This is a genomic window from Kribbella sp. NPDC051952 (assembly GCF_040680855.1).
In the GTDB taxonomy this organism is placed as follows: Bacteria; Actinomycetota; Actinomycetes; order Propionibacteriales; family Kribbellaceae; genus Kribbella.
In genome coordinates this window covers 295,991-321,710 of sequence record NZ_JBFAXQ010000004.1, presented here as the reverse complement: position 1 = coordinate 321,710, position 25,720 = coordinate 295,991, and the positions used below count along the sequence as shown (strand labels likewise).

The 25,720-nt window shown below is 68.4% G+C and carries 27 protein-coding genes; 7 read left to right on the top strand and 20 right to left on the bottom strand.

From position 1 onward, the window contains the following. Positions 1-244: 244 nt before the first annotated feature. A complete protein-coding gene (locus tag AB0L70_RS10875; RefSeq protein ID WP_363682429.1) occupies positions 245-898 on the top strand; it encodes a TetR/AcrR family transcriptional regulator in 654 nt (217 codons plus the stop codon). Here AB0L70_RS10875 and AB0L70_RS10870 read toward each other — a convergent pair. Genes AB0L70_RS10870 through AB0L70_RS10860 form a run of 3 tightly spaced genes read right to left on the bottom strand, consistent with a single transcriptional unit; the run spans position 827 to position 3,506 of the window. Next, entirely contained in the window at positions 827-2,077 is a 1,251-nt protein-coding gene (locus AB0L70_RS10870) for a hypothetical protein (RefSeq protein WP_363682427.1), read from the bottom strand. The genes AB0L70_RS10875 and AB0L70_RS10870 overlap by 72 nt on opposite strands. Continuing rightward, entirely contained in the window at positions 2,074-2,532 is a 459-nt protein-coding gene (locus tag AB0L70_RS10865; protein WP_363682425.1) for a sigma factor-like helix-turn-helix DNA-binding protein, read from the bottom strand. Before AB0L70_RS10865 ends, AB0L70_RS10870 begins: the two co-directional genes overlap by 4 nt. 26 nt (positions 2,533-2,558) lie before the next feature. Continuing rightward, on the bottom strand, positions 2,559-3,506 hold the full coding sequence (locus AB0L70_RS10860; RefSeq protein WP_363682423.1) for an NAD(P)/FAD-dependent oxidoreductase: 948 nt from the start codon (positions 3,504-3,506) through the stop codon (positions 2,559-2,561). A gap of 75 nt (positions 3,507-3,581) precedes the next feature. Here AB0L70_RS10860 and AB0L70_RS10855 point away from each other — a divergent pair, with 75 nt between their 5' ends. From AB0L70_RS10855 to AB0L70_RS10845, 3 genes are all read left to right on the top strand, one after another. Continuing rightward, positions 3,582-4,157 carry an XRE family transcriptional regulator gene (locus tag AB0L70_RS10855; RefSeq protein ID WP_363682421.1) on the top strand — a complete coding sequence of 192 codons (576 nt, stop codon included), beginning with the start codon at positions 3,582-3,584 and terminating at the stop codon, positions 4,155-4,157. A 17-nt stretch (positions 4,158-4,174) separates the two neighbouring features. Beyond that, the gene (locus tag AB0L70_RS10850) at positions 4,175-5,134 is read left to right on the top strand and encodes an asparaginase (RefSeq protein ID WP_363682419.1); all 960 of its coding nucleotides are present in this window, start codon (positions 4,175-4,177) and stop codon (positions 5,132-5,134) included. Between the two features lie 62 nt (positions 5,135-5,196). Beyond that, positions 5,197-5,652 carry a DivIVA domain-containing protein gene (locus AB0L70_RS10845; RefSeq protein WP_363682417.1) on the top strand — a complete coding sequence of 152 codons (456 nt, stop codon included), beginning with the start codon at positions 5,197-5,199 and terminating at the stop codon, positions 5,650-5,652. On the opposite strand, the gene AB0L70_RS10840 is transcribed toward AB0L70_RS10845, so the two are convergent. From AB0L70_RS10840 to AB0L70_RS10810, 7 genes are all read right to left on the bottom strand, one after another. Beyond that, positions 5,622-6,836, bottom strand: coding sequence for a sigma-70 family RNA polymerase sigma factor (locus AB0L70_RS10840; RefSeq protein ID WP_363682415.1), 1,215 nt, complete (start codon positions 6,834-6,836; stop codon positions 5,622-5,624). The genes AB0L70_RS10845 and AB0L70_RS10840 overlap by 31 nt on opposite strands. Next, positions 6,814-7,221, bottom strand: a complete 408-nt coding sequence (locus AB0L70_RS10835) for a YciI family protein (protein WP_363682413.1) — start codon at positions 7,219-7,221, stop codon at positions 6,814-6,816. The genes AB0L70_RS10840 and AB0L70_RS10835 overlap by 23 nt, the downstream gene beginning before the upstream one ends. Before the next feature lie 75 nt (positions 7,222-7,296). After that, positions 7,297-8,484, bottom strand: coding sequence for a signal recognition particle-docking protein FtsY (gene ftsY, locus AB0L70_RS10830; protein WP_363682411.1), 1,188 nt, complete (start codon positions 8,482-8,484; stop codon positions 7,297-7,299). Between the two features lie 43 nt (positions 8,485-8,527). Next, positions 8,528-10,144, bottom strand: coding sequence for a thiol reductant ABC exporter subunit CydC (gene cydC, locus AB0L70_RS10825; RefSeq protein WP_363682409.1), 1,617 nt, complete (start codon positions 10,142-10,144; stop codon positions 8,528-8,530). Then, a complete protein-coding gene (gene cydD / locus AB0L70_RS10820; protein ID WP_363682407.1) occupies positions 10,141-11,766 on the bottom strand; it encodes a thiol reductant ABC exporter subunit CydD in 1,626 nt (541 codons plus the stop codon). Before cydD ends, cydC begins: the two co-directional genes overlap by 4 nt. Further along, positions 11,763-12,749, bottom strand: coding sequence for a cytochrome d ubiquinol oxidase subunit II (gene cydB, locus AB0L70_RS10815; protein WP_363682405.1), 987 nt, complete (start codon positions 12,747-12,749; stop codon positions 11,763-11,765). The genes cydD and cydB overlap by 4 nt, the downstream gene beginning before the upstream one ends. Before the next feature lie 13 nt (positions 12,750-12,762). Further along, on the bottom strand, positions 12,763-14,181 hold the full coding sequence (locus AB0L70_RS10810; RefSeq protein ID WP_363682403.1) for a cytochrome ubiquinol oxidase subunit I: 1,419 nt from the start codon (positions 14,179-14,181) through the stop codon (positions 12,763-12,765). A gap of 83 nt (positions 14,182-14,264) precedes the next feature. Here AB0L70_RS10810 and AB0L70_RS10805 point away from each other — a divergent pair, with 83 nt between their 5' ends. Both AB0L70_RS10805 and AB0L70_RS10800 read left to right on the top strand, forming a co-directional pair. Continuing rightward, positions 14,265-14,651 (top strand): BlaI/MecI/CopY family transcriptional regulator, encoded by a 387-nt coding sequence (locus AB0L70_RS10805; protein ID WP_363682401.1) that lies wholly within the window; start codon positions 14,265-14,267, stop codon positions 14,649-14,651. Next, positions 14,648-15,553: a M56 family metallopeptidase gene (locus AB0L70_RS10800; RefSeq protein ID WP_363682399.1), complete on the top strand. Its 906-nt coding sequence runs from the start codon at positions 14,648-14,650 to the stop codon at positions 15,551-15,553. The genes AB0L70_RS10805 and AB0L70_RS10800 overlap by 4 nt, the downstream gene beginning before the upstream one ends. On the opposite strand, the gene AB0L70_RS10795 is transcribed toward AB0L70_RS10800, so the two are convergent. The 5 genes from AB0L70_RS10795 to AB0L70_RS10775 all read right to left on the bottom strand — a co-directional run bounded on the left by AB0L70_RS10795 (position 15,537) and on the right by AB0L70_RS10775 (position 19,200). After that, on the bottom strand, positions 15,537-16,106 hold the full coding sequence (locus tag AB0L70_RS10795; protein ID WP_363682397.1) for a dihydrofolate reductase family protein: 570 nt from the start codon (positions 16,104-16,106) through the stop codon (positions 15,537-15,539). The two genes, AB0L70_RS10800 and AB0L70_RS10795, sit on opposite strands and share 17 nt — an antisense overlap. A 151-nt stretch (positions 16,107-16,257) precedes the next feature. Beyond that, positions 16,258-17,352: a beta-eliminating lyase-related protein gene (locus AB0L70_RS10790; protein ID WP_363682395.1), complete on the bottom strand. Its 1,095-nt coding sequence runs from the start codon at positions 17,350-17,352 to the stop codon at positions 16,258-16,260. A 30-nt stretch (positions 17,353-17,382) separates the two neighbouring features. Beyond that, complete coding sequence (locus AB0L70_RS10785; RefSeq protein ID WP_363682393.1) at positions 17,383-18,090, bottom strand: zf-HC2 domain-containing protein; 708 nt, start codon at positions 18,088-18,090, stop codon at positions 17,383-17,385. Continuing rightward, a complete protein-coding gene (locus AB0L70_RS10780) occupies positions 18,087-18,617 on the bottom strand; it encodes a sigma-70 family RNA polymerase sigma factor (protein ID WP_363682391.1) in 531 nt (176 codons plus the stop codon). Before AB0L70_RS10780 ends, AB0L70_RS10785 begins: the two co-directional genes overlap by 4 nt. A gap of 61 nt (positions 18,618-18,678) precedes the next feature. Then, positions 18,679-19,200 (bottom strand): hypothetical protein, encoded by a 522-nt coding sequence (locus tag AB0L70_RS10775; protein WP_363682389.1) that lies wholly within the window; start codon positions 19,198-19,200, stop codon positions 18,679-18,681. A gap of 86 nt (positions 19,201-19,286) precedes the next feature. Between AB0L70_RS10775 and AB0L70_RS10770 the strand changes: the two genes are divergently transcribed. Continuing rightward, complete coding sequence (locus tag AB0L70_RS10770; protein WP_363682387.1) at positions 19,287-19,610, top strand: nuclear transport factor 2 family protein; 324 nt, start codon at positions 19,287-19,289, stop codon at positions 19,608-19,610. Positions 19,611-19,628: 18 nt separating this feature from the next. Here the strand turns inward: AB0L70_RS10770 and AB0L70_RS10765 are convergent, their stop codons facing one another. The 5 genes from AB0L70_RS10765 to smc form a co-directional block, all read right to left on the bottom strand. Next, a complete protein-coding gene (locus AB0L70_RS10765; protein WP_363682385.1) occupies positions 19,629-20,651 on the bottom strand; it encodes an alcohol dehydrogenase in 1,023 nt (340 codons plus the stop codon). Between the two features lie 73 nt (positions 20,652-20,724). Then, a complete protein-coding gene (locus AB0L70_RS10760; RefSeq protein ID WP_363682383.1) occupies positions 20,725-21,291 on the bottom strand; it encodes a TetR family transcriptional regulator C-terminal domain-containing protein in 567 nt (188 codons plus the stop codon). 38 nt (positions 21,292-21,329) lie between these two features. Beyond that, the gene (locus AB0L70_RS10755; protein ID WP_363682381.1) at positions 21,330-21,734 is read right to left on the bottom strand and encodes a type II toxin-antitoxin system VapC family toxin; all 405 of its coding nucleotides are present in this window, start codon (positions 21,732-21,734) and stop codon (positions 21,330-21,332) included. Further along, positions 21,727-22,005: a type II toxin-antitoxin system prevent-host-death family antitoxin gene (locus tag AB0L70_RS10750; protein WP_363682379.1), complete on the bottom strand. Its 279-nt coding sequence runs from the start codon at positions 22,003-22,005 to the stop codon at positions 21,727-21,729. The genes AB0L70_RS10755 and AB0L70_RS10750 overlap by 8 nt, the downstream gene beginning before the upstream one ends. Before the next feature lie 45 nt (positions 22,006-22,050). Beyond that, the gene (gene smc, locus AB0L70_RS10745) at positions 22,051-25,614 is read right to left on the bottom strand and encodes a chromosome segregation protein SMC (RefSeq protein WP_363682678.1); all 3,564 of its coding nucleotides are present in this window, start codon (positions 25,612-25,614) and stop codon (positions 22,051-22,053) included. Positions 25,615-25,720: the final 106 nt, after the last annotated feature.

Here is a 25,720-nt window from a genome sequence, read left to right as displayed (position 1 = left end):
GTCGGGAGAACTCCACAACGCCGGGGAGCCCGCGCCTGGCCACATGGCAAACGGTGTCGGCGCGCCGTTTCAGCCGATCGGTCCGTTTGTTTCAGGCATGTGACAAAGCGGCTCGCCAGGTGACATCGAGGTGACATCGACCATGTCAGGGCAAGGTGTGGCACTCTGGCCTGGACCACACGGGGCCGCAGCGCGCCACTGCACCCGTCCGAGGCTGGGACGAGAAATGGGGAGTAACGAAGAGATGCGGCCGCGACGCGGCCGACCACGAGACCCCGACGCCGAACCGCGAATCCGGAGGTACGCCGTCCAGTTGCTGCTGGAGCGTGGATTCGACGGTATGACCGTGGACGACGTCGCCGAAGCCGCAGGAGTGGGCAAAGCGACCATCTACCGGCGCTGGGCCAGCAAGGAACAACTCGCGAACGACGCTATGGCTGACCTGTTCGACCTGGAGATCCCCGACGCCGACACCGGCTCGCTGGCCGGCGATCTGCTCCAGGTTTATCGGTATGCCTTGGCGTTCGTGAACAGTGAGAGAGGGCTCGCGCTGATCCGCCTCGCCGTCTCGGAGGCAAACCGGGACAGACGGTCCGCCGCGATCTACCGGATCTTCCTGGATCGCCGGGTCGACCTCACCAGGGCCGCCCTCGACCGTGCCCGGGCCCGCTCGGAGGCGGTCCGGAGCACCGCGGATCCGGTCCTGATGGTGGAGTGGCTCGCCGGAGTGTTCATCATCCGGGCCTTGACCGGTCAGCCGATGCCGGTGCCGGACGAGGCCGACCGGCTGGTGGCAGTCACCATGCGGGCCATCATGAAGGACGGCTCATGGTCGGACGCCTGGTCCGACAGCCAGACCGTCCACGGCGAGTTCGGTGACGCGCAGCACTCTGCCTAACCGAAGGTCCCAGGCCAAGACCCAGCCTTGGACCTCCAGCAACACCGTGTTGTCGTCGTACCAACCCAGTACGGCGCAGCATCCAGGCGCACGAATCGAGGCCCGATCGGCCGGACCGAGCGGCGTGGTCGGCGAGACCTTGCCCGGATCGCCGAGCACCAACAGGTGACTCGGCATGGTGCGCTGCGTGGAAATGGCCGCAACGACCTGCGGCTGCGAGACATTGCCCGGCACCTGGGGGAGGGCGTCGGCGAGGAAGAGCCGGGCCGCGGTGCCGACCGACGAGAACGTCTGACCGACCCACCGCTGGACCGGCAACTCGAGGGTGCTGTCCTCCATCCACTGGCCGTTGACCAGGTAGCGCAGCACCGCCCCGGACTCCAGCCTGAACGGTGCTGTGATCGACTGCGGATCGTCGGCACCGGTGATCTTGGTCAGGTGCTCCTCGCCGTAGCCACCCTCACCGACCAGCACGCGATAGGCCACACCGGGCCCGCCGACCAGGACACGTTCTGCGTCTCCGAGCCAGGACACACTGCGAATGTCTCGGGTGGGCAAGGGATAGCGGGTCACCTCAGCTGTGCCCGCGTCCACCGTGACCAGCTCACCCGGCTGTGGAAAGGCGGCCACCCGGCCATTGGGTGACACCGCTCCGGCACTCAACGGTGCCCCGGTGGCGATCGGGACCAGCTTCACGTCGGCGCGGGCCCAGGAGGAATCGGAGCCGAGCAGCAACGGCTGGTAGCTGTTGCCCTGCTTGGCAAGCACTACGGCCGCGATCCGGTCGATCGGCTGGTCGGCGAGCGCTCGTACCTTGTCCGGCAGGTGCAGGCGATCGCCCAGCGGGGTCTCAAGCCGGTCCAGGAACCGTTCACTGCCGGACGGCGGAGCCAGCCAGAACTCAATACCGCCGATCTGTCCGGACGGTTGGACGTACCCCGCCGGCGTGGCCGGTGGAGTGTCCGGCGGGGTGAGATCGGCCTTGTTGCCGGAGCTGACTCCGGCCCCGATCGCTGCGATGAGTGCGACCAGGACCACGACCACCAAGGCGATCAGGACGGTACGTCGCTGCCGTCGCCGGGTCGCCACGGCTTCGGCCCACGCGGCGTCGGCCAGGTCGGGCTCGGGCAGCCGGTCGGCCGCCCGGTAGAGCATCGGCCGGATGTCCTCCCGCCTCACCGCGACTCCCCCGAGTCCGCGTCCCGCCAGTCCCCCGCGCCGAGCGCCGTACGAAACCGGCTGAACGCGGTCATCCCGTGTCCGTGCACGGCCTGCTGTGACATGCCGAGCACTTCGGCCACCTCGAACTCGGTGAGCTCCTCGAGGTGTAGCAGCACGAACACGGTCCGCTGCGCAGCTGTCAGCTCGGCCAGTGCGAGCTTGACCGCGTCCTCCTCGCCTTCGAACGGCTTCACCCGGTTCCACCGCGCCAGGGCCGGCTGGTAGAGCAACCCCTGGACGAAGACGTCCGGGTCGTCCAGCTTGGTCCAGCGCAGTGCGAGCCGGGTGAAGGCGTGCAGAAGTACCTCTTCGGCTCGGTCCAGATCGCCGTACACCAGGTACGCCGTCCGGAGCCATCTGCCCTGCCGCGCATCAACGTACGAGGCGAAGTCCGGGTCGACAGTGTCGCGCATCCACCCTCCCGCCCCTATTCAACTCCTCAACTACTCCGCCCTGCTACTGCCAGCTCGATCTCCTCCGTGATCAGGTTCATGTTGAGACCTCCGGCTGCCATGAGTCCGGCGGCCGCGGAGGGCATCACCTGGGCCTTCGGATCGGTCAGGTTGCCGGCCGCGAACACCCCCGGCACCTTCGTCGCCCCCGTCCCGTCAACCGGTACGACGGTGCCGATCAGGATCCCGTTGACCTCCAGAACCGTCGTCTCCAGCCCCAGATCGGCCAGGAAGTCGGACCGCGCCCGCAAGGTGGTCTGGATCGCCAGAGCCTGCCGCGGGACCACCGTGCCGCCTTCCAGCCGCAGCCCGGTCAGCCTGTCGTTCTCAACCTCGACCTGCTCCACTTTCCCTTGTACGACGGAGATCCCGCGCGCAGCGAGCTCCTCCCACTGCTCCTCGGTCGGCTCCGGTGCCGTATGCAGGAACAGCGTCACGTCGTCACTCAACTGCCGGAACAGCTGCACCTGGTGCAGCGCCATCGAGCTGGTCGCCAGTACGCCGATGGCCTGGTCCCGGACCTCCCACCCGTGGCAGTACGGGCAGTGCAGCACGTCCTTCCCCCACCGCTCCGCCAGTCCGGCTACATCGGGCAGTACGTCGACCAGTCCGGTCGTCACCAACAGTCGTCGGCCCTGGTACGCCGTACCGTCCGCCAACTCAACCGTGAAGGCGTCAGCGGACCGCTGCGCCCGGGTCACGGTGCCGGTGACGAATTCACCGCCGTACCCGATCACCTCGTCGCGGCCGAGCGCATACAGCTCAGCGGGCGGTACGCCGTCGCGGGTCAGGTAGTTGTGCACGCCCTCCGCGGGCGCGTTGCGCGGCGTACCGTCGTCCACCACCAGCACCGAGCGGCGCGACCGCACCAGCGCCAGTGCACCACTCAGCCCAGCGGCTCCGCCGCCCACCACGATCACGTCGTACTTCGTCATCTCCGGCTCCTCTCGTTGATCCGAGAATCCGCGATGATTGTCGTTTTCGACAACTTTCTTTGCCAGAATGGCAACATGGACTCACTCGACAACGTACTCGAAGCGGTCGGACCACGCTTGCGAACGCTGCGGATCGAACGCGGTACGACGCTCGCCCAGTTGTCCGAATCGACCGGCATCTCGGTGAGCACGCTGTCCCGGCTGGAGTCCGGACAGCGCCGGCCGACCCTGGAGCTCCTCCTGCCGCTGGCCCGGGCATATCAGGTCCAGCTGGACGAACTCGTGGACGCACCGCCGACGGGTGACCCTCGGATCCACGCGAAGCCGATCAAGCGCCACGGCACGATCTACATCCCGCTGAGCCGGCGGCCCGGTGGACTGCAGGCGTTCAAGCAGATCCTTCCGGAGGGGTACCCGGGCAACACTCTCGAGCAGAAGACACATGAGGGCTACGACTGGTTCTACGTGCTCTCCGGCCGCGTCCGGCTCCGGCTGGGCGACGAGGACTTCATCGTGAAGGAGGGCGAGTCCGCGGAGTTCGACACGCGGGTGCCGCACTGGTTCGGCAACCCAGGCCCTGGACCGACCGAGGTGCTATGTCTTTACGGCCCACAGGGTGAGCGCATGCACGTCAGAGCGCGCACCCACTGAAACAGGAGGAGTTGGTAGTGAGCGTCGCGTTGTTCACCCTGGGCGGCACAATCTCCGTGACCGGCGGCCGCCGGCTGACAGGTGCCGACCTGACCGCCGCCGTACCGGGATTGTCCGAGGTCGGCCACGCAGTGGAGATCCAGGACGTCGAGGCGGTGTCCAGCGCCAACCTGACCGCCGCGAAGATGCTCGAGGTCGTGGACGCCGCATCGAAGGCTGTCGCCGCCGGTGCCACCGGAGTCGTGGTCACGCAAGGCACGGACACCCTCGAGGAGACCGCCTTCCTGGTCGACCAGGTCTGGCCGCACCCACAGCCGTTCGTGCTCACCGGTGCGATGCGCAACCCCACACTGGCCGGACCGGACGGCCCGGCGAACCTCCTGGCCGCGGTCCGCGTCGCCTGCTCCCCCGCGGCTCGTGACCTCGGCGCACTGGTCGTGTTCAAGGACGAGATCCACGCGGCCCGCTGGGTGCGCAAGACCCACAGCATGAGTACGGCGACCTTCGTGTCACCGAACGTCGGTCCGATCGGTCACCTGGTCGAGGACCGGGTCAGTGTGCTCACGCGTCCGCTGCGGCTTGACGGCGTACAGGGCAGTGCGGAGCCCGCGGATCTCGATGCGATCCGGGTGGCGCTGTACACGGTCACGATGGACGACGACGGCCTGCTGTTGCGGGGATTGGCGGACACCCACCAGGGGCTGGTCGTGGCGGGATTCGGCGTCGGACACGTGCCGGCCGCACTTGTTCCCGGGCTCGAAGAGCTGGCCGCGAGGATGCCCGTCGTACTGACGTCGCGCACGGGCGCCGGGTCGATCGGGCGCTCGACGTACAAGTCTCCGGGGTCGGAGTTCGACCTGTTGCAGCGCGGTCTGATCGACGGCGGATTCCTCGATCCGTACAAGGCGCGGGTGCTCCTTCGGTTGCTCTTGGCAACAGATGACGACCTCGCCACGGCGTTTGGACAATACGTTTGAATTAACGGGAATTCGGCGTCTCCTTATTGACCGCGGCGCCGGACAGTGATCGGATCGTTACCGTGACGAGTGAAGATCCTTTCGCCCGGGACCCAGCACAGTCTCCGTACGCGATCCGGCACCAGTCCTTCGGCACCCGCCGGAGGGGGTTCGACCCGAAGGAAGTGACGGCGTACCTGGCCGGTCTGGCCGACCAGATCGAGTACGCCGACGCCGACCGGGCCGATCTACGTTCCGAAGTCGAGCGCCTGCGCACCAGTGCGACAGAGGCCGAACAACAAGCCCACATGGCCGCCCACGCGGTCGGACTGCTCAGCGAGGCACAGGCGATCGCGGACACCCTGGTCGCCGAGGCCCAGCAGTACGCCGAGGACCTGATGGCCCAGGCCCGACGGGACGCCCTGGTGCGGACACACGACCCGGTGCCTTCGACCGTCGACAGCCGGCCGTCGATGGCCCGGCTGGTCGCGGCCCAGTTCGCCGCCGCTCAGAGCGTGGCGGCCTTCCTGGCAAGGTAGTCCCGTTCCGGCAGGCTCGTCGTACGACGGGCTGCCTCGCGGAAGTGCTGGATGGCCGCTTCGCGGTCGCCACGCATCTCGTAGAGGTGGCCGCGGACGGCGTCCAGGCGATAGTGACCGTCGAGCTCTTCGTCCAGTGGCTCGAGGAGTTTCAGGCCGGCATCTGGACCGTCGACCATGGCGGCCGCGATCGCGCGGCTGAGCTTCACCATCGGGTTGCCGGACAGATCCTCGAGCAGGCCGTACAGCGCGAGGATCTGCGGCCAGTCGGTGTCCTCGGCGCGGTCCACCTCGTCGTAGAGCGCGGCGATCGCGGCCTGGAGCTGGTACTCACCGAGTGGCGGCGTGCTGAAGGCTTCGACGGCCAGTGCGACGCCTTCGGTGATGTAGTCCTTGTTCCAGAGCGTGCGGTCCTGCTCTGCGAGTGGAATGAGCTCTCCGGCGGTGCCAGTGCGTGCGGGCCGGCGTGCGTCGTTCAGAAGCATCAGTGCGAGCAGGCCGGTGACCTGACCGTCACCCTGGAACAGCGCGTGCACTGCGCGGGTCAGCCGGATCGCCTCACCGGACAGGTCGCTGCGCTCCAGCTCCGGACCACTGGTGCTCATGTAGCCCTCGTTGAACATCAGGTAGAGCACGTGCAGCACGTTGCGCAGCCGCTCCTCGCCCGCGTCGAGTTCGAAGGCCGCACCCTTGAGTTTTTGCTTGGCCCGGCTGATCCGCTGCGCCATGGTTGCCTCAGGCACCAGATAGGCCGCGGCGATCTCGGCGGTGGTCAGTCCGCCGACCGCACGCAGGGTCAGCGCGATCGCCGAGGCCGGTGTGAGCTCGGGGTGGCAGCACAGGAACAACAGCTGCAGTGTGTCGTCCCGTTCCTCCACGTCCTCCGGCGGCAGGTCCCGCAGCGCCGCCTTCTCCTCCCGGCGCCGCCGGGCCTGTTCCTGGCGTACTTCGTCGATCAGCCGCCGCGACGCTGCCTGGATCAACCAGGCCTTCGGGTTGTCCGGCGTACCGTTCTCCGGCCAGGTGTTGACGGCCGCGAGCAAGGCCTCCTGCACGGCGTCCTCGGCCGCGGCGAAGTCACCGGACCACCGAACCACCGCGCCGAGGACCTGCGGCGTCAGTTGACGCAGCAGGTCCTCCAACGCCGGATCCAGAGCGTCGTCAGCTGTCGTGGAGGTCGCCATCCGACTCCATCACGCGGCGGACCTCGATCGGCTGCTCGAGCGGCACGCCACCAGGTCCGGGCGCGGCCGACTGCCCGGCCGCGATCTCGAACGCGCGCTCCTCCGACTCCACGTCGATCATCGTGTAGCCGGCCAGGACCTCCTTGGCCTCGGCGTACGGGCCGTCCGTCAGCACAGGCGCGGTCGCACTCGTCGCACGGACCACCTTGGCGTGCTTGGGCCAGGTCAGGGCCTGCGCCTCCACGAGCTCGCCGCTCTGCCGCAACCGCTCGAGGTTGTCGGTCAGGTACTGCATGTGCGCCTTCATGTCCGGCTCGTCCCACTCGAGCATCGGGGTGTCGCAGTTCCCGCCGTCCATGTGCATCAACAGCATGAACTTGGTCATGTCATCTCCTGTTCGTAGCCCTTTACCGGGAGACGGAGCCGCTGCCGCATTCTCTACATCAGTCCAGGCCCGACATCAGTCCAGCAGGGCGTCGACGAACTGCTCGGGCTCGAACGGGGCCAGGTCGTCGGCACCCTCGCCGAGCCCGACCAGCTTGACCGGTACGCCGAGCTCCCGCTGGACCGCGATCACGATGCCGCCCTTCGCCGTACCGTCCAGCTTGGTCAGGACCAGCCCGGTGACGTCGATGACCTCGGCGAACACGCGGGCCTGGGTGAGCCCGTTCTGGCCGGTGGTCGCGTCGATGACAAGCAGTACCTCGTCCACCTCGGCGGACTTCTCGATCACCCGCTTCACCTTGCCGAGCTCGTCCATCAGCCCGGTCTTGGTGTGCAGGCGGCCGGCGGTGTCGACCAGTACGACGTCTGCCTTCTCCTCGATGCCCTGCTTGACCGAGTCGAACGCGATGCTCGCCGGGTCGCCGCCCTCAGGGCCACGGACGGTCCGTACGCCGACCCGCTCGCCCCACGTCTGCAACTGGTCCGCGGCCGCGGCCCGGAACGTGTCAGCGGCACCCAGTACGACGTGCTTGTCCTCGGCGACCAGTACCCGGGCGAGCTTGCCGACCGTGGTCGTCTTGCCGGTGCCGTTCACGCCGACCACCAGCACGACGGCCGGCTGGGTGTCCTTGCGGCTCACCTTGAGCGTGCGGTCCATGGACGGGTTGACCAGCGCGATCAGCTCCTCGCGGAGGATCTGCCGGACCTGGTCACCGCTCACGCCTTCCACCCGCATCCGGGTGCGGAGCTTCTCGACCAGCTCCTGCGTGGGCGCCACCCCGACGTCAGCGGTGATCAGCGTGGTCTCGATGTCCTCCCACGCCTCTTCGTCCAGCTTGTCCCGCGACAGCAGTGCGAGCAGGCCCTTGCCGAGTGAACCCTGTGACCGGGCCAGGCGCGCCCGCAACCGGACCAGCCGGCCTTGCGCGGACTCCGGCTTCTCGATCGTGGCTGCCTGGGACTCCGGCAGCTCGGCGTCTTCCAGCGTCCGGGTGAGGGTGTCCCGCGGTTCCTCCGCGTCGTCGCCGACCTTCGGCTCAGCTGTGTCCAGCGGAGCGGGCTTGGCGGCCGGTGGGAGCTCGGACTTCCGCCGCCGGGTGACGACGAGTCCGGTGGTTCCGGCGACCAGGACGACCGCGATCACCACGATGATCGTGATCAGGGCCTGGTCGGTGAGCTGGGTGATGAGCTGGTGGGTCCACACGGTTCCCCATCTTGACAGACGCCCGGCCCGCGACCGGTATCCGTTACGGCAGGCGCACCAGCTGTCGCGTTACGTGAGACGGCACGAGTTCGGGCCTGTGGGTGAGGAGAACGACCGTACGTGCGCCGGCCGCGGCGAACAGGTCCGCGAGCAGGGCCTGACCGGTCTCCTCGTCCAGGTGCTCGGTCGGCTCGTCCAGGACGAGTACATCGCGATCGGCCAGCAGGAGCCGGGCGAAGGCGAGTCGTTGCCGCTCTCCACCGGACAGACGGGCACCATGCTCGCCGACCATGGTGTCGAGCCCGTCCGGGAGGTTCTCGACGAAGATCCCGAGGCGGGCGCGGTAGAGGGCCTTCCAGAGCTGCAGGTCGCTGGCACCGGGTTTGGCGAGCAGGAGGTTCTCGCGGATGCTCGTGTCGAAGACGTGGCTCTCTTGGGTCAGCAGGCCGACCACTGACCGGACCTGGTCGCCCTCGAGGCTCGCGAGGTCGACGCCGTCCAGGAGCACCGCACCGCTTCGTGGCTCGAGGAAGCGGAGCAGGACGGCCGCGAGGGTGCTCTTACCCGAACCGCTCGGTCCCGTGACGACTACACGGCTACCGGCGGGCATGTCGAGGCTCAGCCCATTCAGTACGTCGTGATCGTCGTACCCGACGTTCAGGAAGTTGATGGTGAGGTCGCGGCCGGGTGGGAGCGGCCGGGGATTGGTTGGCTCGGTGATCGGGGCTGGGGTGTCGACCAGCTCTTGCACTCGGGTGAGTGAGGCGCGGACGCGGATGGCGAGCTGGGCTGCGGCCGGGATGCCGCCGAGAACGTCGGCCAGGGCTAGCGGGGTCAGAACCAGTACGGCGAAGACTGCGCCGGTGATGTGCGCCGTACTGCCAAAGACGAGGCCGGCGATGCTCGCGCCGCCGACGCAGAGGACGAGGAGTGCGCTGCCCAGGCCGGCGCTCCAGGCTGAGCGGCGCTCGGCTGCGGCGAGCTGGGCGTCGCTCTTGCTGAAGTCGTCCAGGACCCTGTCGATCGCATTGAAGGCGACGATGTCGGCTGCGGTCAGCAGGGTCTCGGTGGTGGTCGCGGCGACTGCGCCGCGGGCGGTGGCGATGTTCCGCTCGGCCTTCTGGGCGGTCTTGGCGGTGAGCCACGGTACGACGGTGCACGCGACGAGGACGGCTAGTGCTACGGCTGCTCCTGCTGATGGAAGCAGCAGGGCCAGCAGTCCCACGGTTGCGGCGGCTGTCACCGCGGCGACGGCCACTGGCAGGACCACGCGGAGCCAGAGGTCGAGGACCGCATCCACATCCAGCACGAGCCGCGCGAGCAGGTCGCCCTTCCGCTGCGAGGTCAACCCACCAGGCGACAGCTTCTCCAACCGCCCGGTGATGCGGGCTCGCGTCTCCCCCAACACCCGGTACGCCGCATCATGTCCGACCAGCCGCTCCACGTAGCGGAACACGCCCCGCCCGACTCCAAAGGCCCGCACCGCGACGATTGGCACCATGAGCAGAAGCACCGGGGGCTGCCCGGCCGCAGCGGTGATCAACCACGCCGAAGTAGCCAACAGAGCCACCGCACACCCAGCAGCCGCGACCCCAAGCAGCAACGCCAACACAAGACGCCCCCACACGCTTCCCTGAGGACGCACGAGTTCCAGGTTCATGCGTTTACCAGCTCTCGGATTCCTACGGGGACTGTTCGGTCGGCAGCGGCAATCAGGGCGGGGCGGTGGGCGATCATCAGGACGGTCTTGGCGGTTGCTCGTAGGCCTTGGATTACTGCGGCTTCGGCTTCTGGGTCCAGGCCGGCCGTTGGTTCGTCCAGGAGGAGGACGGGGGCGTCGGTGATCAGGGCTCGGGCCAGGGCTACTCGGCGTTGCTGACCGCCGGACAGCAGCTGACCCTGCTCGCCTACAGGCTTGGTCAGCTCCAGCTCGGCGGCGCCGGCTGCGATCAACGCGAGGCGAATCTCGTCGTCGGACGCGTCGGGACGACCCAGCCGGACGTTGTCGGCGACCGTGCCCCGCCGGAGACCGGGCCGTTGTGGGACCCAGGCGAACTGCCGCCTCCACGTCCCCGGCTCGAACTCATCCGCCGCACTCCCACCAGCAACGACCACACCGCGCTCCGGCTCGACAAACCCCAGCAACACGGCCAGCACAGTGGACTTCCCCGCACCGCTGGCCCCGGTGAGCGCCACCACCTCCCCCGGCCGAAGCTCCAGGTCGAACCCCTCCAACGCCGGCTCCCCACGCCCCGGGTACCGCACGGTTACGTCGTACAGGTACAGCGGAGTCACCCGCAGATCAGGCACATCCGTCCGATCACCGCGCTCCGGCAGCGAAGTCTCCAGCACGCGGAACACCTCTTCACTCGCCGCCACCCCGTCCGCGCTGGCGTGAAACTGCATGCCTACCTGCCGCAGCGGCAGATAGGCCTCCGGCGCCAGGATCAACACCATCAACGCCGTCTCCAGCCCGAGCTTCCCGTCCACCAGCCTGAGCCCCACCCCCACGGCCACCAGGGCCACCGAGATGCTGGCCAGCAACTCCAGCGCGAACGACGACAAGAACGCCAGCCGCAGACTCGCCATCGACGCAACCCGGTGCTGGTCCGTCACCCGTCGTACGGCGGACTCCTGTGCCTTCGCGCGCCCGAACAGCTTCAAGGTCGGCAGACCGGCAACGACATCGCCGAAGTGATGCGCGAGTACGGCCAACGCGTGCTGACGACGCCGACTGTGTGCCTGCGTCGCCCACCCGATCAGTGCCATGAAGATCGGGATCAGCGGCAGTGTGACGACCACGGTCCCCGCCGCGATCAGATCACCCGTTGCCATCCACCCGATCACGCCGGCCGGCACAGTGGCCGCGAGTACGAGCTGAGGGAGGTAGCGCGCGAAGTACGGGTCCAGATCGTCAAGCCCTTTGGTGAGGAGGGTTGTCAGCGCGCTACTGCGTTCACCGCTCAGCCAGACCGGACCGAGCTTCAACGAGTGCTCGAGCACCTGCCGCCGCAACGTCGACTTCACCGCAGCCGCAGACCGCTGAGCTACCACCTCCTGCGCCCACACGAGCAGGCCGCGCCCCACCACAACAGCCGCCAAGCCCCAGGCCACGTTCCCAATCGCACTCCCCCGCAGCACCACGCCGGCAATGCCATGCGCCAGCAAGACAGCCTGCGCAATGATCAGCACCCCACTGGCCACGCCGATCAGCACCGATGCGGCCAGGAACACCCGGGCACCCCGGGCCCGCCGCAGCAACCGCGGATCCAGTGGCTTCACGAGACGACCATCACGCGCTTGCGGAACACCCAGTACGTCCAGCCCTGATAGAGCAGCACCAACGGCAGGAAGATCGCGCCGATGATCGTCAACGCTTTCAATGTGTACGGCGTTGACGACGCATCAACTGTTGTCAATGTTGATCCAGGATCAAGTGTTGACGGCATCACGTCCGGGAACAACGCGGCGAACAACGACACCACAGCCAGTCCGATCGCAACCGTCGTACCGATGAACGCCCAGCCTTCACGCCGCACCAGGTTGGCGATCAGACCGCCCGCGAAGGCGACGACCGCCAGCACCGCCACCACGACCGAAGCCGTGTCACCCCGCAACGCCTGCGCCCACCACAGGAAGACGATCGCCAGCACAGCCGCCACCAGCCCGGCCCGCGAGGCCAGCCGATTGGCGCGCCCGCGCAGGTCGTCCGTGGTGCGAAGCGCCAGGAAGATCGCGCCATGCGTGACGAACACCGCCGCAAACGTCAGCCCACCGAGCAACGCGAACGGACTGAGCAGATCGCCCAGGTTGCCGACGTACTCGAACGAATCGTCCAGCGGCACCCCGCGGACCAGATTGGCGAACGTGATCCCCCACAGCACCGCCGGGACCACCGACCCGATCGTGATCAGCGTGTCCATCCGTCCGCGCCAGACCAGGTCGTCGCGCTTACCGCGGTACTCCAGCGCGACGCCGCGCAGGATCAGCGTCACCAGGATCGCGAACAGCGGCAGGTAGAACCCGCTGAACAGCGTCGCGTACCACTCCGGGAACGCGGCGAACGTCATCGCGCCCGCCACGATCAGCCACACCTCGTTGCCGTCCCAGACCGGCCCGATCGTGGTGATCACCGCGCGCCGCTCCGGCTCGTTCCGCCCGAGCACCCGCAACAGCATCCCGACCCCGAAGTCGAATCCCTCGAGCACGAAGTACCCGGTCCACAGCCCTGCGATCGCGATGAACCAAACAGTCGTGAGTTCCATCAGTTCCACCCCCTCAGTACGCGAACGACAGTGGCTTCTCGGCCTTGTCAGGCGACCCGTCCGGCGGTTCCTCCACCGCCGGCCCGTCCGTCCCGGCCAGCCCGCCGCGGATGGTCTTGAACATCAGCTTGGTCTCGACCACCGCGAGCACGCCGTACAGCACGGTGAAGCCCACCAGCGACGTGATCACCTCGGCGCTGGTCGTCCCCGGCGACACACCCGATGCCGTCGGCAACAACCCGAACACCAGCCACGGCTGCCGCCCGGTCTCGGTGAAGATCCAGCCGAAGCAGTTCGCCAGCAACGGCAGCAGCGGCAACGGGATCACCACCCAGGCCAGCCAGCGGCTCGGCGCCCGGCCCCGGCGTGTTGCCCAGAGCAACCACAAGGCGATCGCCGCGGACGCCATCCCGACCCCGATCATCAACCGGAAGGTCCAGTAGGTCAGCGGGATGTTCGGTTTGTACGAGCCCGGCCCGTAGAGCTGCTCGTACGCCTCCTGCAGCGAGTTGATCCCCTTCACCTCGCCGTTGAAGTGCCCGGTGGCCAGGAACGACAGCAGGTACGGCACCTTGACCGAGAAGATCTCCTTCGACCCGTCCAGCGTGCCGACCGTGAAGATCGAGAACGACGCCGGCTGCTCGGTCTCGTACAGCGCCTCCGCTGCCGCCATCTTCATCGGCTGCACCTCGGTCATCACCTTGCCCTGCTGATCCCCGCTGATCGCGACCCCGGCGCTGGCGGCCAGGACGATCACGGCGCCAATCTTGAGCGCCGTCCGGAACACGTCCCGGTCCACCGCGGGACGCCGGACGAGATGCCACAACGCGACCCCCGCCACGAACGCACCGCCGACCATGAAGGCCGCGAAGATCGTGTGCGGATAGGTGACCAGGACGACCTTGTTGGTCAGCACCGCCCACAGATCGGTCAGCTCGGCGCGACCCCGCGCGGCGTTGTAGCGGAAGCCGACCGGGTTCTGCATCCAGGAGTTGGCCGCCAGGATGAAGTACGCCGACAACTGCGTGCCGAGCACCACCATCCAGATGCAGCCCAGGTGGACCAGCTTCGGCAACCGCTCCCAGCCGAACATCCACAACCCGATGAACGTCGACTCGAGGAAGAACGCGAGCAGCCCCTCGAGCGCCAACGGGGCTCCGAACACGTCGCCGACGAAGCGCGAGTAGTCGCTCCAGTTCATCCCGAACTGGAACTCCTGCACGATGCCGGTGACCACGCCCATCGCGATGTTGATCAGGAACAACTTCCCGTAGAACTTGGTCAGCCGCAGGTACTTCTCCTTGCCGGTGCGGTACCACGCGGTCTGCAGGCCGGCCGTGATCGCGACCAGCGAGATCGTCACCGGGACGAAGAAGAAGTGGTAGACGGTAGTGATCGCGAACTGCCAGCGGGCCAGATCCAAGGTGTCCACGACGAGGCCTCCCGAGCCCATCTACGACGTTACGTAGTAGACGATAGCGCGGATCTACTACATCGTGTAGTTATACTGGTCACGTGGCGAGTGAGGACAAGGCCCCGCGCCCGTTGGGCGACCTGGAGCGGCTGGTGATGGAGCAGCTCTGGGCGGCTCCGGACGCGCTGACCGTGCGCGAGGTGCACGAGCGGCTGGCCGGCACCCGCGAGCTCGCCTACACGACTGTGATGACAGTGCTGGACCGGCTGGCGAAGAAGAAGCTGACCGAGCGGCAGCGCGACGGCAAAGCCTGGCGTTACCGGGCCGCGGCGCCGCGCGAGGAGCTCGCCGCCGACCTGATGCGCGACGCTCTCGACCGCGCCGGCGACCGTCGTGAAGCCCTGGTCCGCTTCGTCGGCCAGGTGTCGGACGAGGAGGCAGCACTCCTCCGCGAGGCCCTGGAACGGCTGGAGGATCAGGCCGGATGATCACTCCGGTCCTCCTGGCCGCACTCGCACTGGTGCTGACCGGACCGGCACCGGCACTGCTGGCTCGCTCGAGCTGGCCCTACCGGATCCCACGCGCCGCCGTGGCGCTCTGGCAAGCGATCGCGCTCGCCGCAGTGCTCGCAGCCGTCGGTGCGGGCATAGCGCTCTCCTACTCCACCGCGGGCGAGCCCGGCGAGCCCCGCTTCGACCCGTCCTCCCCCAGAGACCTACTGGCCGCGCTCATCCTCGCCCTGACCGCCTTGGTGGCAGTCAGACTCCTTTGGGCAGCAGGGCGGGTAGCGGTCGGCACCAGAGCCCGCCGCAAGCGTCACCGCGACCTCGTTGACATCCTCGCGACGCCAGACGGCCTGATCCCGGGCTTGCGCGTCCTGGCCGAGGAAACGCCACTCGCCTACTGCCTGCCGGCACTCCGCGGTGCCCGTGTGGTCGTATCGGTCGGTGCACTCGAAAGACTCGACGACAGCGAACTCAAGGCAGTCCTCGCGCATGAGCGAGCGCACCTGCGGGCACGCCACGACCTGGTATTGGAGGCGTTCACCGCACTCCACACTGCCTTCCCGCGCTTTGTCCGCAGCGAGGTAGCGCTCGAACAGGCACGGACCCTGGTCGAACTGCTGGCCGACGACGACGCCCGCCGCCGCAACGGCCCGAAGCCGCTCGCCCGCGCGCTCGTAGCCCTGGCCGGTTCCCCCGCCCCAGAGGCCGGACTCGCGGCCGCCAAGTCGTCCACTGTGCTGCGGGTCCAACGACTCGCGGACGCGGACCCGAACCATCCCCTGCTGGCGGTCGGCACCTACGCGGTCGCCGTACTGCTCCTGGTCACGCCGACCGTCACGGTCGCCGCGCCGATCCTGAAGGCGATCGTCAACGCGATCGGTTAGCCGGCTGGTAGCGGACGAGTACGCCGCCCTTCGCCCACGGCCTGGCCTCGATCAGCTCGAGGTTGACCGGGGAGACGCCATTCGGGAACGCACTCTTACCCTCGCCGAGCAGCACCGGGCAGATCCGCAGCTGGACCTCGTCGACCAGACCGGCCTGCAGCAGTGAGTGGAACAGCGTGATGCTGCCCCACAGGATGATGTCCTTGCCGTCCTGCTCGGCCTTGAGCGCCCGGACCGCATCGACGTCGCGGACCACCATGCCCGGCTCGTAGTCCCCCCACGGCGCACTCGCGAGGGTCGTCGAAACGACCACGAGGTGCAGCGCGTTCAGCTTCGGCGCGATCGCCTCCTCGGCCGAAGCGTCCGTCGGCCAGAACTGCACGAACAGCCGGTACGTCGCAGCGCCGAGCAGCATCGTGTCGACGTTCTCGAGCAACGCGAGATTGTCGTCGTCGGTGTCCCCGGCGATCGTCTCGAAGAACTCCAGCCCACCGTCAGGATCGGCGGCGTACCCGTCGAGCGTGACGTACTCCTGAAAGATCAGTCGCCTCATCCAGTGAGATTACTACCCAAAATACTTACCTTCTCCTCGTGCGACCGCCAGCAGCACGAGCCCCGACAGAACCAGCAGAACAACCATGGTGACGACGAATGTCAGCACATCTCTCCCCGAAAGCCCCAACCCAACACAGGGCATGACGCTCTCAGCGCGCCAGAAGTTCCCCGAAGGCCTTGGCGACTTCGTCGACCTGCCACTCCAGCGTCGTCGGTGTGACCACCATCTCCACCCATGACCAGCCTGGTACGTCGGCCGGCTGCCACGGACCGCAGATCGACTCCCTCGTCACCTCCATCCGCTCGACCGCCGACAGCTCGATCGCGTCGGCCGCGCGGGGCGCGTAGAGCCGGAACGAGTTGGTGTGCGGCGGATCCGGGAAGACCCGGAATCCCCCGCTCTGCAAGGCTTTCGCGGTCTCGACGGCCCGCTGGTACAGGTCGTCCATCGTCGGCAGCACGGTCCGCAGCCCGTCCCGCGCGGACACGGCGTACGGGAACAACGAGTACAGGTTGCCGCCCAACCGCCGCTGCCAGCGCCGCACCTCGGCGATCACGTCATCCGGCCCGGCCAGCGCCGCACCGCTCACGCCGCCCAGCACCTTGTAGAACGACACGTACACCGTCGAGGCGAGCGCCGCGATCTCCGCCAAGCTGTGTCCGAGGTACGGCGTGCTCTCCCACAACCGAGCCCCATCCAGATGCAGGGGTACGCCGCGCTCCGCACACGACTCGGCGAACACCACCAGCTCGTCCCAGGTCGGCAGGACGAACCCGGCGTCGCGGAGCGGCAGCTCCAACGTCACCGCGGCCAGCTTGCCCGGAACGGCGGACAGCTCATCCGGTCGGGGCTGCCGCGGCTCGGACGTCAGCCGCTCGATCCGGAGGTGGTGCACTTCCTCGAGGGCGTTGAGCTCGTGCATCAACAGGTGCGAGAGCCCGTGCACCGCGACCCGGCTGGTCCCCGCGCGATCGGCGTACACCCGCAGGACGGCCTGCTGGGCGAGGATGCCGGTCGGCAGGAACACGGCCGCCGGCTTGCCAAGCAGCTCGGCCACTTCCAGCTCCAGCGTCTCGACCTCGCCGCCGCCGCCGTACACGTCGGTCCGGTCGTCGCCGGCGACGTCAGCCAGCCGCCGGAGCCGTTCCGGCACGGTCAGCCGGCGGTTCGACAGCCAGCGATCGCAGTTGTCGGCCGCCGCCTTGCGCCGGCCGCGGAGGTCGTCGGAGGTAGTAGTCGCCACGAGCCCATCCTCTCGTGTCCCACAACTCAGTTAGATCTTGGCGGTGACCACGTGGTTGCCTTGCAGGGTCTTGATCTCCACCGACCGCACCTGGTCCTGCGGCACGATGACTCCGCCGCCGAAGGTGCTGCCTTCGCGAGCCGCCTTCGCGGACACCAGCCAGCTGCCCGCGTTCCAGACCTTGCCGGACTTGTCGATCACGAACATCTCGCACTGGGCTCCGGCCTTCAGGCCCTTCACGTTCACCCTGATCCAGCTCCAGCCGGCGCGTGGCTCCACGGTCGTCGCCATGGTGGCTCCGGTGGCGGCGTCAGTCGCAGTGACCTGCTTGGAACCGGCGACGGGCGCGTCGGCCTCGGGTGCGGTCTGCCGCCCGATCGCCACGCCACCGCCCACCGCACCGGCGATAACCACCAGCGCAGCGGCCACCATCAGCCAGCGGGAACGCCCCTTGACCGGGGCAGCGTGCGCGGGACCCGACGAAGCAGGCTCCGCCGGGGACAGCTCGCGGACCTCGCGCAGGGTGCGTTGCAGCAGGAGGTCGCCACCCTCGGGTGGGCCTTCCAGGAACGCCTCCGGCGGTACTTCGCCGAGGAACTCCTTCATCTCCTCCAGCTCAGCCACCTCGGCCCGGCACTCGGCACAGGTGGCCAGGTGCTCGTCGACCTCACGAGCCTCGGCCGGCTCCAGCGCGCCGAGGGCGTAGGCGCCCAGCTGCGTACGGTCGTGCTCACTCATCGGGACACCTCCGCTCCAGGTCCAGCCATCACCGCGCGTAGAGCTCGGAGGGCGTAATACGATCTTGACTTCACGGTACCGGGCGGGACACCCAGTTCCTTTGCGGCCTCGGCCACCGACCGACCGCGGTAGTACAACTGCACGAGCACCTCGCGATGCTCGGCCGACACTTTGTCGAGGGCGTCCAGCACAACCATCGTGTTGACCACCGACTCGGAGTGGTCACTCTCCACCGGAGGCCGGTCCACCACATCGGCGACTTCGGCGGGGCGCACCGCACGCGCTCTGGCCCGGTCGGTGACGATGTTGCGCGCCACCGTCAGCAGCCAGCCGCGGACGGATCCCTTACCCTCGGTGAGGTCGCCGGCGTGCTTCCACGCCCGCACCAGTGTCTCCTGTACGACGTCCTCGGCCGCGGCACGATCACCGGTGAGACGGGTCGCGTACGCCAACAGGCTGCGCCCGTGCTCGGCGTACAGGGTGCGGATCAGCGTCTCGGCGGCGTCCGGCCCTGGGTAGTCACCCACCGTCCGAAGGATAGGGGATTCCCCGCCGTTGGCAATGGCGGGGACCCACCACGGCCGTGTTTCAGTAACCGTTGCCATTACCGGAGCTGGACGGCTGGGTCGTGATCTTCTTGCCGTCCGCGCCGACGAGCCACCAGACACCGCCAACTGCCTGGCCCTTGGCGTCACCGGCCGCGGCGTCGCTCGCGAACAGGTACAGCGGCAGTCCGCCGATCGCCAGCTGCTTGCTGCCGTCGGACCGGGTGACCGTGCTGACCAGGGATGCGTCGATGCCCTCGAGCTGCGGAGTGCCGTCGCCGGCCGCCACCGCGGGCCACTTGGCCAGGCAGTCGCCCTCGCAGTTCGACTTGCCCGACGTGTCCTTGTCGAACACGTACACGGCCCGTCCGTTGCCGTCGACAACAACCTTGCCGAAGCTACCGACGTCAGCCGTCGCGAGCTTCGCCCCCGTTGCCGCTTGGCTGCTCGCCGGCGCGTTCGGGCTCGAACCCGAGTCGGAGCTGGAGTCGTCGCCACCACCACACGCGGTGAGTCCGGCCAGGCCGAGTGCCACCACACCGATCACAGTCGCCAGTCGCTTCATCAGATCCTCCTCGGAATGTCGATCTCATCCCGCAACACGTGCGGATTCCGCGACCGGTTCAATCCGGAGGGCTATCGTCTGGATCCATGAGCCAAGAGATCCCGGCCGCGGTCCAGCGCGCGCTCACCGCGATCGACGAGCAGGACAACGATGCGTTCGTGGCGGCCTTCGCCGCCGACGGCTACGTCGACGACTGGGGCCGCCAGTTCCGCGGTCACGACCAGATCCGCGCCTGGAGCGACAACGAGCTGATCGGCAAGCGGGCCACCTTCACCGGCACCGAGGTCTCCACGCCGGGCAACCCGCTCACGATCCTGACCCAGGTCGGCGGCGACGGCTTCAACGGCCCGTCCCACTTCACCTTCGACATCCGGGGCGACGAGCTCGCCTCGATGACGATCACGGCCTGAACAGCACCCGCCCCTGGATCAGGCTTCCGTCATGAGGACCATGCGGAAGCGGGCTGCGCCGGACATCATCCGGGCGTACGCATCGGCGGCCTGGTCCAACGGGACTCGCTCGACCATGGGGCGAACGTCGTTGGCGAGGGCGAAAGTGAGGTTCTCCTCGTTCTCGCTCGGGGTGCCGGTGAGGGATCCCTCGATCGAGCGGCCGCCGAAGATCAGCGATCCGGTCGTGACCTCGAGTGGGTCGGTGGCCGCGCCGACGACGATCAGCTTGCCGCGCAGGCCCAGACCGTCGACGAGCGGCGTCATCGAGGCACCGCTGGCGGCGGTCGCCACGATCACCCGGGCACCACCGAGCTCCTGGAGCGCCTTGGCCGGATCCACGGCCGCGCTGTCGATGTACTCACTCGCGCCGAGCTTCAGCGCCAGCTCCCGCTTCTCCTCGCCCCGTGCGATCGCAACCACCCGCAGCCCGAGCTTGGCGGCGTACTGGATCGCGAGGTGCCCGAGCCCGCCGATCCCCTGCACCGCAACGAGATCTCCAGGTCGCGCTTCGCCCTTCCGCAGACCGTTGAACACCGTGATCCCCGCGCACAACAGTGGCGCAGCCTCAGCCGCGTCCCACTCCTCCGGTACGGCGACCAGTCCGCTCGCCGGCGTGATCAGGGATTCGGCGTACCCGCCGTCGATGGTGTCGCCGGTGATGGGCTGGTTCGAGCAGTAGACGAAATCACCGCGGCGGCAGTTCGCACACACGCCGCACGGGCCGGCCAGGTAGCCGACACCGACGCGCTGGCCGACGGTCCAGGTGGTCACCCCATCGCCGACTGCGTCGATCCGGCCGACCACCTCGTGACCGGGGACGATCGCCGTCCCGGCCGGGTGGTTGCCGAAGAGGTTGTGCACGCCGACGACATCGCTGTGGCAGACGCCGCACGCCTCGACGGCGATCCGGACCTGGCCGGCACCTGGGGCGGTGAGTTCGCGCTCGACCAGCGTGAAGGTGCCGTCCTCGACGGCTTCGATCGCACGGTAGGTGGTCATAGGTTGCTCCTTAAGACGGTCGGTCATCTTGAGATGGGTATGAGAAAGCCACCCCGGTTGAGGGGTGGCTTTACTAGGTCAGCAGAGCGTCGAACGTGACGGCGAAGAAGACGTCGAAGGCATCGGGGTTCTTGTCCGCGCGCATCTGCAGCAGCGTGCCCTCCCAGGCGTTGGTCAGATAGTGCGCGGTCTGCTGCGGATCGAGCGAGCCGCGGATCTCCCCCGCCGCCTGCCCCTCGGCGATCGCGTCCGCGAGCAGGGTCGACCACAGGTTGAGGCTGTCGTGGACGCGCAACCGCAGCGGCTCACTGTGGTCGACGACCTCGGCGCTGAAGTTGCCGAACATGCACCCACGCGCGAAGTCGGGCAACTCGTCCCGAAGGAACTCGAAGTGCCGGCGGATCCGCTCCAGCGGCGGAATCTCCCGGTTGGCGAGATCGGTCAGCCGCCGGGTTTCGCCGTACCGCTCGAGGGCGACCGTGGCGAGCGCTTCCTTGCTCTCGAAGTGGTTGTAGAACGACCCCTTCGGCACCCCGGCCCGGTCGGTAATGTCCTTCACCCCGGCCGCATTGAACCCCTTCTCCAGGAACAGGTCCACCCCGGCCCCAAGAATCTCTTCCTTCATACTCCGCCGCGCCATACCCCCAATATGACCGGTCGTCTCGTTTTACGCAAACGTCACACCGAGCGGACGGTCAGTACGCTGTCGAGTCCCTTGAAGTCGGCCGCGGTGCGGGTGAAGAGCGGCAGGCCACGGCTCGAAGCGATCGCCGCGATCATCAGGTCCATCCGCCGGGGTCGCGGATCCCGGCCGGCCGCGATCACCAGGGCCACCAGCGTGCCGTAGCGCGCGGCGGCGTCACCGTCGAACGGCAACGGCTCGAACTCGGCGACGGCAGCCCCCAGCACCTCGGTCCGAGCGGCTCTGGTGGCCGCATCCTTGGCCATCGCGACGCCCTGATGCAGCTCCGCCAGGGTCACGGCGGTGAGTTCGGGATAGTCCGGCAGCACCTCGGCATCGATCAGATCGAGATCAAGATAGGCGCAGGTATCCAGCACGCCGGAGGCGGCCGGATCACTCACCGCGGCGCTCCCACGGGTCGTCGTCGCCCACTCTGTCTTCAGACCCGAAGACCTCGTCCGCCTCCTGGCGCATCGCAGCAGCATCGACCCGGGGCAGCCGACGGTGCCGAGCCACCAACTCCTGGGCACTCAATCGCCGTCGCCGCTGCAGCGGACGCAACTCAGCGACCTCTGTGCCGTTGCGGGTGATGTGGTAGGTCTCTCCGGCCTCGACCGCATCCATCACCGCCGCAGAGTGGTTGCGGAACTCCCGCTGGGTGATGATCTTCATACCACCAGCGTAGCGCGATGAGACACAGCGTGCTACGCCGATTCGCTAGACCGGTTCGGGTTCGCGGATGCGTTGGGAGATTACGGCGGAGACGCCGTCGCCGCGCATGGTGACGCCGTACAGGGCGTCGGCTACCTCCATGGTGCGCTTCTGGTGGGTGATGACCAGGAGCTGGCTGTTCTCGCGGAGTTCTTCGTAGATCTCCAGGAGGCGGCCGAGGTTGGTGTCGTCGAGCGCGGCCTCGACCTCGTCGAGGATGTAGAACGGCGACGGGCGCGCCTTGAACAGCGCCACCAGGAACGCGACCGCGACCAGCGAACGCTCGCCACCGGACAGCAGCGACAGCCGCTTGACCTTCTTGCCCGGCGGGCGGGCCTCGACGTCGATACCGGTGCCGAGCATGTCGTCCGGATCGGTCAGCACGAGCCTGCCCTCACCACCGGGGAACAGCCGGCTGAAGACGTGCTCGAAGGCGGTCTCGACGTCGCGGTAGGCCTCGGTGAAGACCTGTTCGACCCGCTCGTCGACCTCCTTGACGATGTCCATCAGGTCGCGGCGGGACTTGCGCAGGTCCTCGAGTTGCTCGGAGAGGAACTTGTGCCGCTCCTCCATCGCCTCGAACTCCTCCAGCGCGAGCGGGTTGATCCGCCCCAGCTGGTTGAGCGCGCGCTCGGCCTGCTTCAGCCGCTTCTCGACCTTCGTCCGGTTGAACGGCTCGCCCTCTAGCTCGAGGGTGTCGTCCTCGCCGTCCTTCGGCAGCGGGGGCACCAGCTGGTCCGGGCCGTACTCCGCGACCAGCGCGTCGACCTCGATCCCGATCTCGCCGAGCGCCTTCTCGTACAGCTGCTCGAGCCGCATCTTCTGCTCGGCCCGCGCCAGCGCGTCCCGGTGCACGGTGTTGGTCAGCTGCTCCAGCTCGGAGCTCAGATTCCGCGTCGCCGACCGAGACTGTGACAAGGCCTGCTCACGGTCGGCCCGCTGCGCCTGGATCGCCGATCGCTCGGACGAAGCCAGCTGCAGCGAGGACTCCAGCCGGGCCAGCACGTGACCCGCGGCCAGATGCACGGCCTGCGCCGCCTCCGCCTGCCGGGCTCGCCGCTCGGCCCGCGCGATCGCCCGAGCCCGGGCCTCCCGCTCCTGCCGCGCCGCGCGCTCCAGCGAATCGGCCCGCCCGGACAGTGCCCGGGCCCGCTCCTCAGTGGTCCGCAGCGCGAGCCGCGCCTCCATCTCGGTCGCCCGGCCCGCCTTGGCCGCATCCGCGAGCCGATCGCGCTCCGACGTGTCCGGCTCGTCGCCGTCCTCGTCGAACTGCTCGGCGTCGGTGAGCCGCTCCTCGAGCTCGGCGAGGCCGGAGAGGTTCTTGTCCCGCTCCTCCTCGGCCGCAGCGATGGCCTCAGCCATCCGCTGTGCCTCACCACGGGACGCCTTGGCCAGCGACCCGAAGTGCGCCAACTGCTCGGCGACGGCCGCCATCGCGGCGTCCGACTCGTGCAGCCGAGCCAGCGTGATCTCGACGGACTCCTTCTGCCGGGTCCGCTCCTGCTCCAGCCCGGCCAGCTCGAACCGCAGCCGCTCGCTCCGCGCCGTCGCCTCGATCAGCTTCTCGGACGCCTCGTCGACCGCGGACTGCACCTCGATCAGGCTCGGCGCCGCGTCCGAACCGCCGTACGCGAAGTGAGCCCCGAGTACGTCGCCCGCCCGGGTCGTGCAGGTGACGTCAGGCAGATTCCGTACGAGCGCTTGCGCCGCCGGGACGTCGTCCACCACGGCGACCTTGCGCAGCAGCCGCCGCAACGCGGGCCGCAGCGTCTCCGGGCATTCCACAACCTCGACGGCGTACGACGCTCCATACGGAAGCGCCGGCCACATCGCGAAATCGTCGGCCGGCGCGTCACCCAGGAGCATCCCGGCCCGGCCGAGATCGTGCTGCTTCAGGTGGCCGACGGCCTGCAGTGCGGCGTCGGCGTGCGTGATGGCGACCGCGTCAGCGGCTTCACCAAGCGCGGCCGCGATCGCGGTCTCGTACCCGGACCGGACGCTCAGCAGCGCAGCCACCGAGCCCATCAGCCCGTTGACCTGCTCGGAGGCGGCCAACAGAGCGCCGGCGCCGTCCTTGCGGTTCAGGCCGAGCTCCAGGGCTTCCTTCCGCGCAGCCAGACCGGTGCGCTCACGCTCAGCGTCACGTTCCTCGGCCCGCAGCTTGGCCAGGCGCTCGTCCATCTCGTCGAGCACGGCCTGAGCCGCCTCGAACTGGTCGTCGAGGCCCTTCTCACCGGCATCCAGACCGGCGACCTGAGTCTCCAGCGCGGTGAAGTCGTGCTGTGCCTTGGCGGCGCGGGCCTCGGCCTCACGCATGTTGGTAGCGAGCCGGCCGATCTCGGACTCGGCAGCGGCCGCGCGGCTCTTCAGCGCGTTCACCTGGCCGGTCAGCCGGGCCAGGCCCTCACGCCGGTCGGAGGCGGCCCGGATCAGCGCGGAGATCCGACGCTCCTCCTCGGACTCCTGCGCCTCCAACTGCTGGCGCCGCTCGACTGCCTCGGCCAGCAACTCGGAGTGCGCCTCGACCTCGGCCTCGATCTGCGCCTCGGTCTCGCGAACCCGGGCAGCTTCGAGCTCGAGCTCGTCCGGGTCCCGCCCGGCGCGCGGCCCGTCCTCGGCCTCATCGTTCAGTGAGCGGATCCGGTCCGCCGCGATCCGCGCCGTGCCTTTGATCTTCTCGCCGAAGCCGGACAGCTGGTACCAGGTGTCCTGGGCGGCCTGCAGAGCCGGCGCATCCTCGCGCAGTGCGTCCTCGAGCTCGGCCTCCAGCTCACGCGCCTCGCGCAGCTTGGCCTCGGTCTCGGTCCGGCGCTCGGTCAGCGCGGCCTCGTCCCGAAGCTCCGCCTCCAGCGCCGACTGCGCCTGGACGATGTCGTCGGCGAGCAGCCGGGCCCGGCCGTCCCGGACCTCGGCCTGGATCGTCACCGCCCGCCGCGCCACCTCCGCCTGGCGCCCGAGCGGCTTCAACTGGCGACGGATCTCGGTGATCAGGTCCCCGAGCCGGTGCAGGTTGCCTTCGGTGGCCTCCAGCTTCCGGATCGCCTTTTCCTTGCGCTTGCGGTGCTTCAGGACACCGGCCGCCTCCTCGACGAACCCGCGCCGGCCCTCAGGGGTGGCGCGCAGGATCGAGTCGAGCTGGCCCTGGCCGACGATGACGTGCATCTCGCGGCCGATACCGGAGTCGCTGAGCAACTCCTGTACGTCGAGCAGCCGGCAGTTCTGGCCGTTGATCTGGTAGTCGGATCCGCCGTTGCGGAACATGGTCCGGCTGATCGTCACCTCGGCGTACTCGATCGGCAGCGCGCCGTCGGTGTTGTCGATGGTGAGGACCACCTCGGCGCGGCCCAGCGGGGCGCGGCCGGAGGTGCCGGCGAAGATGACGTCCTCCATCTTGCCGCCACGCAGCGACTTGGCGCCCTGCTCGCCCATGACCCAGGCGAGGGCGTCGACGACGTTGGACTTGCCGGAGCCGTTCGGGCCGACGATGCAGGTGATGCCCGGTTCGAAGTTCATCGTCGTGGCCGACGCGAAGGATTTGAAGCCTCGGAGCGTCATGCTCTTCAGATACAAAGCGATGCTCTCCAACCCGTGAAAGGACAGACGATACCGAAGGAACCGTCATAACTGCACGTAACGCTGCCGCTACCCGGGGGAAGTAGTTCCGCTTCGCAGTCTA